The 15,546-nt window shown below is 53.5% G+C and carries 11 protein-coding genes and 1 pseudogene; 11 read left to right on the top strand and 1 reads right to left on the bottom strand.

What is annotated here, in order from left to right:
* The first annotated feature begins 5 nt into the window (after nt 1–5).
* From HU724_RS00335 to HU724_RS00310, 6 genes are all read left to right on the top strand, one after another.
* The gene (locus tag HU724_RS00335; RefSeq protein WP_186568792.1) at nt 6–2,042 is read left to right on the top strand and encodes a type VI secretion system Vgr family protein; all 2,037 of its coding nucleotides are present in this window, start codon (nt 6–8) and stop codon (nt 2,040–2,042) included.
* A gap of 5 nt (nt 2,043–2,047) precedes the next feature.
* On the top strand, nt 2,048–3,067 hold the full coding sequence (locus tag HU724_RS00330) for a tetratricopeptide repeat protein (protein WP_130911196.1): 1,020 nt from the start codon (nt 2,048–2,050) through the stop codon (nt 3,065–3,067).
* Between the two features lie 18 nt (nt 3,068–3,085).
* Nucleotides 3,086–6,268 carry a glycoside hydrolase family 19 protein gene (locus HU724_RS27470; protein ID WP_225927651.1) on the top strand — a complete coding sequence of 1,061 codons (3,183 nt, stop codon included), beginning with the start codon at nt 3,086–3,088 and terminating at the stop codon, nt 6,266–6,268.
* Between the two features lie 83 nt (nt 6,269–6,351).
* Complete coding sequence (locus tag HU724_RS00320; RefSeq protein WP_225927650.1) at nt 6,352–7,038, top strand: hypothetical protein; 687 nt, start codon at nt 6,352–6,354, stop codon at nt 7,036–7,038.
* Between the two features lie 109 nt (nt 7,039–7,147).
* Entirely contained in the window at nt 7,148–8,275 is a 1,128-nt protein-coding gene (locus HU724_RS00315; RefSeq protein ID WP_130911198.1) for a lysozyme inhibitor LprI family protein, read from the top strand.
* A 46-nt stretch (nt 8,276–8,321) separates the two neighbouring features.
* The gene (locus HU724_RS00310; protein WP_186568794.1) at nt 8,322–9,689 is read left to right on the top strand and encodes a lysozyme inhibitor LprI family protein; all 1,368 of its coding nucleotides are present in this window, start codon (nt 8,322–8,324) and stop codon (nt 9,687–9,689) included.
* A 3-nt stretch (nt 9,690–9,692) separates the two neighbouring features.
* Here HU724_RS00310 and HU724_RS27465 read toward each other — a convergent pair.
* Nucleotides 9,693–9,946, bottom strand: a pseudogene (locus HU724_RS27465) (DUF6124 family protein); the annotation flags it as partial.
* Nucleotides 9,947–10,090: 144 nt separating this feature from the next.
* On the opposite strand from HU724_RS27465, the gene HU724_RS00305 reads away from it, so the two are divergent.
* The 5 genes from HU724_RS00305 (at nt 10,091) to HU724_RS00285 (ending at nt 15,544) form a co-directional block, all read left to right on the top strand.
* On the top strand, nt 10,091–10,555 hold the full coding sequence (locus tag HU724_RS00305) for a hypothetical protein (protein WP_130911199.1): 465 nt from the start codon (nt 10,091–10,093) through the stop codon (nt 10,553–10,555).
* A gap of 86 nt (nt 10,556–10,641) precedes the next feature.
* On the top strand, nt 10,642–12,036 hold the full coding sequence (locus tag HU724_RS00300) for a TIGR01777 family oxidoreductase (RefSeq protein ID WP_186568795.1): 1,395 nt from the start codon (nt 10,642–10,644) through the stop codon (nt 12,034–12,036).
* A gap of 9 nt (nt 12,037–12,045) precedes the next feature.
* Nucleotides 12,046–14,496, top strand: coding sequence for a PEP-utilizing enzyme (locus HU724_RS00295; RefSeq protein WP_186568796.1), 2,451 nt, complete (start codon nt 12,046–12,048; stop codon nt 14,494–14,496).
* Nucleotides 14,493–15,002, top strand: coding sequence for a hypothetical protein (locus HU724_RS00290; RefSeq protein ID WP_225927649.1), 510 nt, complete (start codon nt 14,493–14,495; stop codon nt 15,000–15,002). Before HU724_RS00295 ends, HU724_RS00290 begins: the two co-directional genes overlap by 4 nt.
* An 86-nt stretch (nt 15,003–15,088) precedes the next feature.
* Nucleotides 15,089–15,544, top strand: a complete 456-nt coding sequence (locus tag HU724_RS00285) for a hypothetical protein (protein WP_186568804.1) — start codon at nt 15,089–15,091, stop codon at nt 15,542–15,544.
* Nucleotides 15,545–15,546 lie beyond the last annotated feature (2 nt).

Below are 15,546 nucleotides of genomic sequence, written 5' to 3'. Positions count from 1 at the left end.
ACACGATGTTCAACTCAGCTAACGAAACCCACTTCAGCCTCAAGGTCGAAGACTACGTCGGCGACCTGCAAGTGCTGTCGTTCACCGGCACCGAAGGCATCAGCCAGGCGTATCGCTTCGACCTCGAACTGGTCAGCGAAAACCCCGATCTGGACCTCGAACAACTGCTGCACAAGCAGGCGTTTCTCGCGTTCGATCCACAGGGCTCGGGCATTCACGGGCAGATCTACCGCGTCGCCCAGGGCGATGCCGGCAAGCGCCTGACCCGCTACAAAGTCTCGATCGTGCCGCAACTGCAATACCTGCATCACCGCACCAACCAGCGCATCTACCAGCAGATGTCGGCGCCGAAAATCATCGCGCTGATCCTCGAAGAGCACGGCATCAAGAGCAACGCCTACAGCTTCCAGCTCAGCCAGCCGTGCCCGGATCGTGACTACTGCGTGCAGTACGACGAAACCGACCTGCATTTCGTCCAGCGTCTGTGCGAAGAGGAAGGCATCCACTACCACTTCCAGCACAGCGAAAAAGCGCACCTGCTGGTGTTCGGCGACGACCAGACCGTGTTCCCCGACCTCGGCCAGCCGACTGCGTACGTGCAGGGCAGCGGCATGGTCGCCGACGAGCCGGTGATCAAAGCCTTCAAACTGCGCCTGGAAACCCGCACCACGCGCACCACGCGCCGCGACTACGATTTCGAAAAACCGCGCCTGCGAATGGAAGCTGCGTACAAACCGGACGGCGAGAGCACTGAGCCAGATCTCGAAGACTACGACTACCCCGGCCGCTTCATCGACCGCGCGCGCGGCAAGTTCCTCAGCCAGCGCGCCCTCGAACGCCACCGCGCCGACTACCGCCAGGCCGAAGGTCGCGGCGACCAGACCAAACTGGTCAGCGGCCACTTCATGGAAATGTCCGACCACCCGCGCAGCGAGTGGAACGACCTCTGGCTGCTCACCGAAATCTTCCACGAAGGCAAACAACCGCAAGTCCTCGAAGAAGGCGTGACCAGCGACACCACCGACAACAAGGACGACTTCCACCAGGGCTACCGCAACACCTTCCTCGCCACCCCGTGGGACGTGTTCTACCGCCCGGCCCTCGAACACCCGAAACCACGCGTGCTCGGCAGCCAGACCGCCATGGTCACCGGCCCCAAAGGCGAAGAAATCCACTGCGACCAATACGGCCGCATCAAAGTCCAGTTCCACTGGGACCGCGAAGGCCTGGCCGACGACAAAACCAGCTGCTGGCTACGCGTCTCCAGCTCCTGGGCCGGCGACCGCTACGGCGCCATCAGCATCCCGCGCATCGGCATGGAAGTCCTCGTCACCTTCCTCGAAGGCGACCCCGATCAACCGCTGGTAACCGGCTGCCTGTACCACAAGGAAAACCCGGTGCCGTACGCCTTGCCTGCGAACAAGACCCGCAGTGTGTTCAAAACGCTCAGCTCCCCGGGTGGCGGTGGGTATAACGAACTGCGCATTGAAGACAAGAAAGGTGCGGAGCAGATCTACATTCATGCGCAGCGCGACTGGGATGAGAACGTTGAGCACGACCAGAAGATTCGGGTCGGGAATGAGCGTCATGACACGGTGGTTAAGAACACCTACACCGAGCTGAAGGCTGAAGAACACCGCACCACGATTTCCGACCGCAAGGTTGAAGCGAAGCTGGATGATCACCTGACGATTGGGCAGAACCAGCATGTGAAGCTGGGGACTGCGCAGCTGACCAGCGTGGGGAAAGAGATACACCTCAAGGCTGGGGACAAGATCGTTATTGAGGCGGGGACAGAGCTGACCATTCTTGGGGGTGGGAGCTTTATCAAGCTTGATGGCGGTGGGGTTACGGTGGTTGGGCCGGTGATCAAGATCAATGCGGGTGGCTCGGCTGGGTCCGGCACGGGGATCGGGATTAAACCGCCAGTGCTGCCGGGGGCGGCGGATAAGGATAAGGCGGGGAGTTTGATGGATCAGGCGTTGTTGAATGCGCCGCCTGAGAAGGTTAAGCCGAAGGCTTTTTTTGTGTTTTCTGAGTGATCGACATGAATGGTGTTTTGAAGAAGAGCAATGGCATCACGATGGCGGTTTTCACCGCGTCGCTGTTGAGCCTGTTTCATGGCAGCGCTTATGCGGATGAATGTCCGTCCGAGGACTTTTCCCAGTTTCTGCCAGCGTTTTCTGCGAATGCCGAAACTCAGCAGCGGTGGACTGCAATGACGGTGAAGTCGCTGGTTTTGAAACCGGTGGGAGATCATGGGGTTTTTGAGCCTCAAACGATGGGGCTTACTAGCACCAATTTAGCGTTTCCGTTGATGGCGCCTGTAGGCGCGGACAAGACTGAAGGCGTAGAGGTTGAGGCGATTGACGATAATCATTTCAACGTAGTGGATAAGCGAGCAGGTAATAGCAACATCAAGATTTTTAACTTTTCTCTCCAAGCGTGTTGGGTGCTTGAGGGGGTTGAAGATTGGTCGATCAGTGAGAAAGATCTCGTAGAGACGAGCAAGCCCCGCATGAGCGAGGCAGAGAATTTTTGCTTTCAACGTGCAGAGGCCTTTAGAGGTCTAGGGGGGCTGGAGCAGTACCGACTCACAGGTGAGTTGTTTGAAGCTTCCTTGGAAAACTATCTATGCGCAGCCGCTTCCGGCGATCCCCAGGCTAGTTTGAATGCAGCAAGCTTGAGTCTTTCCGGAATGGCTCCGCAGTTGCAAACGGAGAAGGTTGAGCAGCTATTCAAGGCAGCAGCGACCACTCTGCCTGAGGGGGCGATGAGCCTCTCGTTGTTCTATTGCGATGGAAACAATATTTCCTCCAATGGCCCTTGCCAGCATCCAGCACAGGCTGAGGAAGCGCTGACGCAAGCGGCCCGTATGGGAAGTGCTTTTGCGATAAATGCACTCGGGCGTGCCTTTGAAACTGGAGAGCTGGTAACGAAGGACATGTCCCGGGCGGTTGCGTGCTACCAAGTGGCTGCCAAAAAAGGCAGCAAAGGGTCTATCGCACATTTGGAACGTCTAAATAAACAGACCGCTGAAATTACTAAAGCCAGCTATTGCTACTGATTATTGCAGGAAGCAGAAATGACAGAGCCACTAGATTTATCAAGTAACTATACGAGTGCTAACTATAGATATAAGGAAGGTGGGGATGGTTTTGTCGTAGAAAATGGCAAAAAAATCGTCGATTGCTCTCATATGGTAAACCTGTTGCTCACAGGTGCTGGATATCAAGTTCCTTACCAGAACACGGCGGGGCTAAATAGTGCGGCCGCACTTCAATACTATGATGTAATTAGTCCTGCTAATGTGAGGCGAGGAGATATCGTACTCTGGATTAACGTAATCTCTAATCGAGATAATAAAACGCTAAATCATACGGGTATCGTAGAACACTATGATAGTACGCTGGACTCTCAATATGGTGAGTTTTTTGGGGCGCAAAGCTCCGGTCCAGCTACTGCAAAGTTTGGTGCCTATAGCAAAGCATATTTTTGGCCAGTCCCTACAAAGTTTCTAAGGGTTAAGGAGTCGACTCGGACGGGGGAAGGATCCGCACCTGCACCTGCACCTGCACCTGCACCTGCACCTGCACCTGCACCGGTAGAATCTACACCATTAATGAACTTTCAGTACCCGTTTAGAAAAGCGGATGGATCGCAATTTAAGGATGCTGAAGAAATCTTCAAAGCACTTGAGAGTGAAAGCGCAGGTAACTTTTTACTTGGGAGTCATGGATTTTGGCATGGCGGTATTCATATCACGCATAAGACTGCTCCGCAGTGTGTGAGAGATGAGCCTATTCGTTGTATTGGAGATGGTGTCGTCGTAGCCTATCGATTGAATGAGGATTATTTAAAGACGGAGTTTGAAGGTTCGAGTGCTACAGAGGAATTGGAGTACTCAAATTCATTCTGCCTTGTCAAGCACGACTATAAATCACCACCTAATAAAGAGGTCGTGCCCAATACTAGTAATGAACTCGTATTTTATAGCCTGTATATGCATTTGCTGCCATATCAGAGGTACGCGGATGAACCGGAACAGACGGGCCCTCAAAAAATAAAGATGATCGCAAGTGGGTTTAAAGCTCGAAGCGATGTTGCTGGCGCAACTGGCTGCATCGAATATGGTTCGATTTCTGCTGGAACTGAAATTGAAATACTTGAAGAGCACTCTGATCACATCCACGCGAAAGGCAAACTAATTAAAGGTACAGTAGGTGGACGCACGCCAGGACAGGATTTCTGGTTCGCCTACAAGCAAAACGGTGTTGCATACCCAAGAGGTGATGGCAGTGCGAGCTGGAAAGCAATAACTGCACCGGAGCGGAAGAAGCCAGATTATTGGAAGGGCAAGGTCAGAGCGATAGTTTCCGGCTCTGGGCTTACCTTAAGGGTAGCCCCCTCACCCCAGAGTAACGGCGCTGTAGCTGGGGCTGCAATGAGACAGGTAAATAGTCTGGGGCAAAACGAAGATTTAGTACTTTGTACAAATAGCGTAATAGAATTTGATAGTGGAAAAGTTTTTAACCTGAAGATTGGTTCTAAACTTTACAAAATGGCGGAATGTTCCTTCGTGCCAAGTATTTCCAGTGCTACAACCGGTTTGAAAAGCCATTCTACTCCTGTCCCAGCAACTTTTTGGGCTTGTGTTGAAAAGCCTTATGTTCAATTGCTGGGGTTGGTTCCTACGGAGTTTGATAAGGTTGTGCCGATGGACACGGCAATTAAGGCAGGTGACATAATCGGTTTTCTTGGTTTGAATGAAACATTAGCAGGTCCTGATGGAGGGGTTTCGAGAAATTATCAAGTTCACGTTGAAATTTTTTCGGCAGATCCGAGAATTGAGGATTTTCTGAAAAATAAAGCAACTTTGAAGCAAGGGAAGCAATACTTACACTTGCCAGCAAATACGACCTTAAAAGGTAAGCCTCCTGTAACCGAAAGCGTGACAATCTCGAATGAGAAATTTGTAGAGCTCGGGAAAACTGTTCTCTATAAGGACGCTGAAGAGTGGTATGAGGTAACCGTATTTGATAATACAGAGAGCAAATCAGGTTTGCTCAAAAAAGAAGGCGCGGAGCTTCTTAGTCAGCATGACTGGGAAAAACTAGGCTTTCGCATCGTTAAGGAATTAAATTCAAATTCTGATGGTTTTCTGGATCCTGATGATATGCCAGAGTTCTTCCAGAACTTATATAGGGGCTTGGATCGATTTGGTAATAATGATCAAAAAGTTACTCCCGAGGATTTTCCGATTGCACTTAAGAATCTGGATTTAAGAGATCACTGGTCAAAGCTAATTGCATATCACCCTACGGAGTGGAAATCCAAGTCGGACTCTGCCAAATGGGCGCGGCTGGACACGATGCTAGAAAATTATCCATCTGTTCTAAAGCACGAAAAAGAACGAATAGATAGTTTAATATTTTGGGATGATCCAGCTATACAATCTAAAGGGGTAGGCGATGGAGTTGTATGGCATTTTCATCCAATCGCGCTCATTGGGAATATGATGCCATCGTCCGGGAGTAATGTCTGCAAAAAGTGTGGCAGTAATATAGCATTAACAAATGCATTGATGCGGAGTATTTGTCCATCCTCCGTAACGGATACTTTTGTAAGTGAGTTTGTCATGGTGGCGAACGAGCTTTTCCCTAAGTATGGAGTAAATACCTGTGCTCAGGTATTTCATATAATGGGGCAGGGTAAGCACGAGACTTTTCAATTTTCTGCGTTTAGGGAAAGTTTAAATTACACTCGTCGTAGCTACACAGCCGAGAAACTATATAGAATGGCGCCAACCGCTATTAATGATGGTTTTGCAAGGCTGGGGATGTCACTAACCAGAGAAGAGAAGCTTGAGTATATAGATCAGCATCTGATTGCAAACGATCCAGCGTATGGTAAACATAGCTTTGGTAGCAATCAGTACCCTCATAACGACTATAGGGGGAGAGGCCTTCTTCATTTGACCCACTATGCTAACTATCGTGAATGTGCTGTAGCGATAGGTGTGAATATCGATGCTAATCCGAACCTGGTACAGGACAATATGAGGGTTGCATTAGAGTCTGGTCTATGGTTTTGGAAGGCGAAAGGTATTGGTTCACTTGCGGATGCAAGTTCACCTGATGTAGATGCGAAGATTAAATCTGTGACTAGGATTATCAACTCTGGGCTGAAAGAACTTGATCAGCGAGAGAAGTTTACTAAAGAAGTTGCTGAGAAATTCAAGGTTGTGTTCGGGGGCTGTTCGTTATGAAGCGCTTATGTAAATTTTCATTGTTAGTTTCATTTTGCCTGTCTTCGGTGGCTTCGCTAGCTTGCGAGGTCCCTGAGAGTAAAGTGTACCATTCGATCCCGACAAAAGACGGTGCGATTGTTTTTGATCTCGTTCCTATAGAGGATGAGGCGAGCAGTGAAGATTCGAACAATCAAGTGGGTATTGATGTTAACTATGTTGATTGTTTGAGTAAATCTAAGAAGCTCGTTGGGCAGTTACCGTATTTGGCAGACACAGGAAAAGTCCGCTCGGCATTTTTTTCTGATGTTCAAGGTAGTTCCGAGAAAGAGCTTTTTGTAATACACAGTGTGGGAATACATTCAGACACCGGAGTTAGATATTCTGGTGAATATTACAGCGTGCATGTTTACAAAAAGAGCGAGAGTGGTTATTCAAGGGATGAGCGAGTCTCCAAATATTTTGGTGAGGGTGGCGATATATTGGCAGACGATTACCAGAATCTAATGTATGAATTTCCTTACAAGGATCAATTGTCTGTTAGTAATAAACTTGCGACTCCAGCGTTTTCTAAATGGAATGAAGGTGTGCCGGTTCAGCTGACAATAAATAAAAAAGCTACAATTTATAGCTCTCCAGTTTTTGACGATGTCACTCGTATGTATTTGGTTTCCGGGGATAGGGTTGAGCAGGAGGCTGTTGAGGCTGGCTGGCTTTCGATTATGTTTAAAACACCGAAAGGCAAAGAAATACGCGGATGGATCTTGTGTGGCGATGCGGGTGGATGTTGATGTCGTCGAGCATTGGCAAAGAGGGTAACAAATGAAGCGGCGGATAAATGAACGCCCCAAGCATCTCGCAACCCGCTTTGCGAAGTTCAATGCCTGAAAGCGTGAATCAATGAAAAATATATATTCGCTCCCTAGCTTTTTACCGTTAGCTTTTTTGCTTTTCAGTTCGGTGGCATTTTCTGCGAGTTCCGACTGTGGCAAAGCTTCAACGGACGTAGAAAGGAAAATTTGTCGTTCTCCTTCCTTGTCCGCAATGGATGAAAAGCTAAGTGAAGTATTCAAGTCGATAAAAAATCGGCGGGTTTTTCAATTAATCGAAAGTGAATGGCTTGAGTCGGAGCGTAACTCTTGTGAGTCAGTGGAGTGTTTAGAGGACTCTTATGTTCGGCAGATACGCTTTCTGTCGCCGGTTCCTATTGCGCCTAGGCCGACTCAGAAAGATATTAAGTTAATGTTGGGGGATAAGCCTTACAAACAGTTTGAACGCTCATGGAAGGTCATTGATTTAGCATGGCTTCCCAATGAAAAAGGGGCTGTTGAACGATTTGTGATCTCCGCTGAAACAATTTCAGGCATGTTGCATGTCATCGTGTTCGAAGGGCATTTTGATGCGGCGATGATTGCGTACCGGGGTAATCTATATGAGTACGTTGATCGCAACGACAGGCCGGTATTGCACACGATTGCGAAAGATATCGGTTTTGATGGTGCTTTCAGTTTGGGTTCAAACGACGAAGGGAAAAGATTCGCGGGAATCTTGGATGGGGCGTTTTACTATCGACAGCAGCTCTCTAAGAATCAGCTGCGGGGGATGGTTTATAAGCTCGGTTCAAAATCTCCGCCATTGGAAAGCAGTTTGCTGTTCCAGCAGTGGCCAAATGCTGATGAAAATGCTGTTAGTGGTTTGACATTCGGTTGGGGTGGTGAGTATGGAAAATTGCAAGCGTACTACTCGCACATCTCAGGGTATGAAACGATAGCGCAGGCTGGTCGGCCCGAGGCCGGTTGGAATATATATGCTCCGATTTGGAGCAAGTCACGGCCGACGTTTTATTTCAAGAATGGTGATGAAACTATTTGGCGTGCCAATGTTGCGGATAAGACGTTAACAAAAATTGCGAAGGCTAGTGATGAAGGAATGATCCAGAATCCTACCCCTGTCGATATTAATGGGCGCGAAGCAGTCGTTTATCTGAATGGATCTACTCTGAAAATGGCTATCTCCCTTGAAGAATAGGCTCGAATTAAAAATACACTTTCGCAAAATATTGTTGGAATTTGCTTTGAGTAAATATCTTATTCCGGTGCTGCCCGCCGTGCTGATTGGTGGTTTATCTCTGTTGGGGGGACATGCATTTGCTGACGATGCATGTGCCGATATCACTACGAACTCTCAGAGGGAAAGATGTTCTGTGAGTGCCAAGGTTGCTGCAGATAAGCAGTTGAATACCAGTTATCAAGAACTGATGGTTCGGCTCGAAGGTGGGTATCAAACTGATCCAGTTCTTGCGGCGAGCCAAAAGGCAACGGTTCAGGAGGCTCAGCGCGCCTGGATCAAACTGCGCGATACCGATTGCCAGGTCGATGCGTTGGAGGCGGAACGGGGCTCTTCGGCGCATGTGGCAGCGGTGAACAATTGCATCGCCAGTATGAGTCGTGACCGTTCAGTGTTTTTGGACAATATCGCGTCCGATATCGGGAGTGGCCCGACAATTGGACGTGGCTCGTGCCCTACGCAAGACTTTGCACAGTTTCTTCCAGCATTCTCCGCTAATGCCGAATCGCAGAAGCGACTAACTGCGCAGGCCGTGAAGCTATTGGTGTTGAAGGGGACGTCGGATATAGGACGGATAGTGACTCACGTCACTGCAGTGGTGGGGCGCGAGATGGCGTTTCCCTTAATGGCTGCGGTGCCAGATGGGAAAGTCGAAGGAATAGAAGTCGAGAAGGTAGATGATCGTCACGTTGACGTTGTGGATAAACGTGCCGGAAACAGCAATATCAAGATCTTCAACTTTTCGCGTAAAGCCTGCTGGACGCTTGAGGGGGTTGAGGATTGGTCGATTCCCGAAAAGGAGCTTTCTGTAGCCAGTACGCGCTCATTGAGTCGTGAGGAAAATTTCTGCTCACAGCGTGCACAAGGGTTTATTAGTTTGGGTGGTCTTGAGCAATATCGACTCACAGTGGAGCTTTTTGAAGCGGCTTTGGAAAATTACCTGTGTGCAGCTGCTTCAGGCGATCCTATTTCCAGTGAGTCTGCGGCTAGGCTGAGTCTGTCGGGTATGGCTCCGCAGTTGGAATACAGCAAAGTTGAGGCTCTTTTCAAAGCAGCAGCTTTGAATTCACCAGGAGGCGCTGAGGGTCTGGCAAGCTTCTATTGTTTTGGCAATGAAACGGCCGGAAGCGGACCGTGCCAGCGGCCAATTGATGTTGAGAAAGAGCTTATTCGTGCCGGCTCCATGGGGTCAGCGCATGCAATTGTCGCGCTTGGTGACTACTGGAAGAGTGGCGATCTCGGCGAGAAGGATATTCCTCGTGCCTTGGCTTGCTATCAGCTAGCCGCCGACAAGGGATACGAGTCAGGTCTCGATGCTGCTAAGCGACTTCGGTCGGAAGTGATTGAGCCAATAGCTCCGAGCAAATGCTACTAAATGTGCAACCGAGCGGCGGGAGCCGTGGAGGTCGTCGGCGAGGTCTGAGGCAATGACGCTTATGGACAGGCGGTCTTCGGAGGCGTTGGCCATGAGTGCTTCGGCGTCGGTGCCGGGGAGAGGTTAAAGAGGCCGGTCTCGCGTGTTGCGTTTGGTTCAGTGGGCAGTTTGACGTGGTGGTCTATGGCGCGTTCGGCGGCTTTGTGGAGTTTCTTGGATTCCAGCGATTCAATTGAATGTATTGGAGCAGGTGGCACTCAGTGAATGGAAATGCGTACAGGGGCATTCAGTTGAGCTTGCCCCAATCTTGTTTGAGGTGGGTGTTCGCATTCTGCACGACACTTCTATCACCGACATTGTTTGCTCAAGATTCCACCTGCGAGTTTCATGACGTTCAGCCAATGCTGGAGCTCGTCAGCTGTGTCAGCAAGGGCGCAATTGCAGTCCTGAAACTTTCGCCACTTCATCAGTCAACTTATGAAGGTGATCTAGACGGCCTCCCCACGTTTATCGTGCGGGGTAAGGACCTCGCCGAAGTCACGAAAACTGTGGGAATGAGTTCTTTATCGTCGCCATACAACTTGCTTGTCAAGCTGCCGAATGCTGAGGCAATCATGCACTTCGATGGACTTCCTGAATCAGCCAGTACGAAATTGGCAATGTCAGGCTGGGTGCTGACGGATGCGCGGGATGTCGTGTATGGAAGGCAGGATGGCGGGGAAGGTCCGGGGATTGTATGCAGCACCCATGAAAAAGCGACCGGCTATGAATATGTGGTCGTGACGCAATGTAATGCCTTTTATGAGGAGGATATTGCTAGGTTGAAGGAGCTGCTCGTCTTGATTGACGCTCACTCAGTGCGATAGCGACAAAACGTATTGTGTTCGAGCGACTGAAAACACCCATTTTCCTTTAAACTCCCCACCCCCAAGGAACGCGCTCAGGACACGGAATGCCAGCCCCCTCGATCTCCCTTCGCCCAGCGTTGGTGCTCTGGCTATACGCCGCCGCAATCGTGCACATTCTTGCCGGCCTCACCCTGACGTGGGCCGGGCATTCCGGATTACTCGACGGCTATCTGCACACCCTCGAACTCGCATTCTGGGGCGCCGATCCGGTTCCCACCGCCGGCCACGAACAACAAGTCTGGTGGCTCGCGCTATTCGGCGCGACGCTGCAAAGTTATTCGTTGTACATGCTCGCGCTGGTGCACTTGGGCAATCGCTTGAAAGCCCCGGCGATGTGGGGCTGGTTGACCGCTGGCATCCTGTTATGGGCGCCGCAGGACATGTGGCTCTCAGCGCAACAACAGGTCTGGTCGCACCTGTGGCTCGACGGTTTTGCGTTGCTGGTGTTGTTGCCGCCACTGTTCTGGCTGTATCGGCATGACCGCCGGAAGTCTCCTGCAGTAAAGACAACGAGCCTGTCCAACCCGTTTGCCGGTGGCGCTTTCAAACGTGTGCTGATCACCGGCGGCACCGGATTTATCGGTAAAGCCTTGGTCAATCAATTACTCGACGCGGGCCACTCCATCAGCGTACTGACGCGCGATCCGTTGAACGCGGCCAATCTATTCAACGGTCGCATCCGCTGCATGCATTCACTCAACGAACTCAGCCACGACGAAGCCTTTGACGTAGTGATCAATCTCGCCGGCGCCCCTGTCGCCGGCCCGCGCTGGACTCCCAAACGTCAGGCGCAACTGCTCGCCAGTCGAGTCGGCACCACCGAAGCGTTGATAACCTGGCTGAAACACACCAAGCACAAACCAACGCTATGGATTCAAGCATCAGCCATCGGTTTCTACGGCGTGCGCGATGCCAGCGAAAGCCTCGACGAACACGCCAGCAAGGGCGATGGCTTCATGGCCGAACTCTGCGCGCGTTGGGAAGCCGCCGCGCAACCGGCCACCGAGTTTGGCGTGCGTCAGGTGGTGCTGCGTCTCGGTGTGGTGTTCGGCCCGGGCGGTGCGTTGACGCCGCTGCTGATGCCGTTACGCCTGGGTTTCGGCGGGCGCATGGGCGACGGTCGGCAGATCATGAGCTGGGTGCATCGCGACGATGTGCTTCAGGTGATCGCGCGGGCTTTCAACGACGACACTCTACGTGGCATCTACAACATGGTCGCGCCCGAAACGGTCAGTCAGGCCGCGTTCGCCGAGCAGGTCGGCAAGGTCCTCAAGCGCCCGGTGTGGTTGCACATTCCCGCCGCGCCAGTGCGTGCATTGGCGGGGGAGATGGCGCAGTTGTTCTTCGACGGTCAGCGCGTGGTGCCGCAGCGTTTGACCGAGGCCGGCTACACATTCCGTTATCCAACTCTCGACGCTGCTCTGCGCGATCTGACCTGAGGATCGTCCATGAGCAAACCCTTGATGTATCTGCTGGCCGGCAACGGCAGCGCTGCCGATTGGTGGGATGACGCGCTGCCGCACTTCCAGCGCTACGAAGTCGTGCCGCTGGAGTTGCCGGGCTTCGGCGCGAATCCGCAGCCGCCTTGCGAGGATCTGGCGGACTACGCGCAGACTTTGTTGGCGATGACGCAGAAGGGCAGCGCGATCATGGCGGTCGGGGTCAATGCCTTGCTGGTGCTGCACGCGTTGCAACGTCGGCCCGGGCACTTTTCGCGCAGTGTTCTGTTGGCGCCGGTTGGGGCATTTTTGTGGCAGCGGCGGTTGCCGGCGCTGATGTCTCCGCTGCCGATTCGCAAGACCATTCATTGGCTGCTGTCGAACAAACCCACGCTGTTCGCGCGCAAGTTCTCCAATCAGACCTGGACGCCCGCACAGTACCAGCGCATGGGCGCCGGCTATGCGCGCTGCCGGGCATTCGTGCCGCATTGGGATCTGGTGCGGGCCGATACCGCGTTGCCACTGCTGGAGTGGATCAGCGATCCGGTCGAGTTGGTTTGGGGTGATCAGGACGCGGTGCTCGGCATCGAGCAAGCGGCGGCATGGTCGGCGATTCTCGCTCGTGCAGATCTGACCATCAGCCTCAAACCGGGTTGGGGTCATTACCCATGGATCGACTCGCCCGCGCAGTTCGCGCAGTGGCTGGAGTCGGGCGAGCGCGGGTTTGTCGCGCATACCAAGGGTGGGCGTTTGCGCCTGGCTGAACTGGCGCGGCAAGCGGTGCCGGCGGCGATGACGCTCAACGACTGCAGCGATCCGCGTCTGCCGGCATTTCTCGCTGCTCAACCTGATGTGACCTGGGCGGTGCGCTCCTCCAGTTATGGCGAGGATCAGGCCGATTTGGCGAATGCCGGTTTGAGCACGACCTATCTGCGCGAGCCGACCGCCAATGTGCCGAAACGCATCGCCGAACTGACGGCCGAAGGCGTCGAGGAAGTGGTGGTGCAGCGATTCATCACGCCGCTAGTTTCCGGGATCGCGTTCGTGCGCCATCTCTCGGTAGAACTGGAATGGGTTGAAGGCCATCTCGAATCGCTCGCCGACGGTCACGTCAGCCCCTCACGGGCAACGCTTTCGCGGCTCGGCGATGCTTGGCGCAGCGGCACGTTCATGCCATCCCCCGGCTTAACCGAAGACCTGCTCTGGCGCTTTCTGCAAGACGTGTTGCGCGTCTTTCACTATGTACCGGGCGACGTCGAATGGGCCTGGGATGGCTCGCAATTGTGGCTGCTGCAATACCGGCCGATCAGCGACTACGGCTGGCGCCGCCACCTGACCGCCGCCAACATCGCCGAGATCCTGCCGCCGCGACCGAGCGTGTTGGTGGAATACGCCCAGCGCCGCGCGGCAGCGAGTATCCCGGCGATCATGGCGCGTTGGGATGCGCGAGTGTTGCAGGACAACGAGCCGTTCACCGCTGTGTTCGGTGGCGCGTCCTATATCAACAATGATCTGTTTCTCGCCCGGCTGGCCGACTGGGGCATCAGCGCCGCTAACTACGCCGGTGAAGTCGGCGGCGCGACCCCGCATCTGCCGTGGCAACCGCTGAAGCTGCTGCGTTCGTTGCCGCTGTTTTTGCGTATGCAACGCAAGGCTCGCGGGCATTTGCTGAATCTTGAAAACGGTTTGCAGCGCTTCGATCGGGAACTGGCCGAACTCGTCGCCCAAGCTGCCGATGGCCAACAACTAGCGGACTGGTTCACCCGGTTTTACGTGTTCGTCGTGCAAGGCAATCTGTGCATCGCCACAGCGCTGGCGAGCAGCGGCGGTGATTGGCTGGGCCGCCCGCCGACGGCTTACGACAATCTAGAAAACAGTCCACATCGATTGCCGTGGGAGACCGATCCGGCCACGCCTCGGCCGGCGGCGACTGAGCTGCCGTTACAGGTATTTCCACAATGGTCAGGGCTGATCCGCCTCGTCCACTCGAGCGGCCTGCCGGGCTTGCGTGGCTACTACCTGCAAGTGCGCGAGTGGTATCGCGACAACCTCATGCGCATCTTCTTCCGTCTGCACCACGCCATGCCGCTGGCGGATCGCGAGCACTGGTTTGCACCGCATCCCGACGTTCGCACCCGAGACGGCAGCTTCTGGCAGGACGGTCGCGAAGGTGCGGAGCAGGCGACCGGGTTCATGATTTATCCGGGGCAAGTGCGGGGCATCCTCGGCGAGGACATCTTGCTCGAAGACACCCTCGATCCGGGGCAGCACGCGCACTATCAAGCCGCGCGGGCGGTGATTGCGCGGATGGGGGGGCGGTTGTCGCATGGCTCGACGTTGCTGCGCGAATTGCGAAAGCCGTCGGCGGTGATGCCGCAGGTGGATCCGGCGTGGGTGGGGTGTGAGGTGGTGTATCGGGATGGGGATTTGGAATTGATCAATTCGAAGGATGCGAAGTGAGACGACTGTTGTTGATGTGTTTGGCCTGGGTGCCGATGGTGAGCATGGCAACGAATCTGTGCAATTCGGAGACCGATACGAAGAATTTTCTCTCGCAATGGGTGGAAAAACCCGATTACGTCCTGGACATACATTCAAGTTTTCAAACTGATGGATTCAGTCTGGAGGAGGGCAAGGTGGTGTATCGCGGCGATCTCAACGGCGACGGTCAGGAGGACTTCATTTTCACCTCCTACTCAAGCCGTGGTTCAGCGGGTGACTCGACCTTCGCCTTCCTTATCCAGTGCCACGGTTACTTGAAGCATGTCGGCGGCGATTACTTCGCCGAGGTCAAGGTACTGGACGGACCGCCCAAGAACGGCGGCGATGTAAAAGACATCGAGATCTACTCCTACATCAGGGACAAGCGCGGGCGGATTCGCTACAAGGGTGAAAAGGCCATGACCCGGCCACATCTGTGGCAATTCGACCCGCAGACACAGCGTTACGAAGGGCAGGCTGAGTAAGCCGACGGTCCCCACGGCATTTACGGAGTTACTACGTGAAAGGATTTTCGATTGTTCTCGGCAGCTTGATATTGGCTGCCGCGTCCATGGCATTCGCTGCCGATCCAGCCTTCAAGGATTACACCGTCACGCCAGTTTTCACCGGCCCCAACCATAAGCTGGTGCCGCAAGAAAACAGCAGCCCAATGATGGATCAGGCACGGGTGCAAGCCCTGAAAGGCAAGGTCAACTTCGCCGGCCATTACATCCTGCACAGGCTCGGCTGTGGCGGTAGCGCCATTTGTGGCGAAGTGCTGGACGCCCAGACCGGTGAAGTGGTTGGCGGTCTACCGAATGCTTACGACGGCAGCACCTTCGGTATGGTTTACCAGCCCGACAGCCGCTTGATCATCGTCTCCGGCGTCACCCTCGACGGTGAAGAAGATGCGCAGGGGAGTGCTTTGGAAAGTGGTAACCGGGACCGTTACTACGAATTTGTGAACAACGAATTCCGGCTGCTGAGCATGACCGACGTGGAATCGTCGCCGATGGATGAGGAGTGAGT

Origin of the sequence: Pseudomonas iranensis, assembly GCF_014268585.2 — a bacterium.
GTDB lineage: Bacteria > Pseudomonadota > Gammaproteobacteria > Pseudomonadales > Pseudomonadaceae > Aquipseudomonas > Aquipseudomonas iranensis.
Note: the sequence above shows the minus strand (reverse complement) of the source record. Positions and strands in the feature narration are given on the sequence as shown.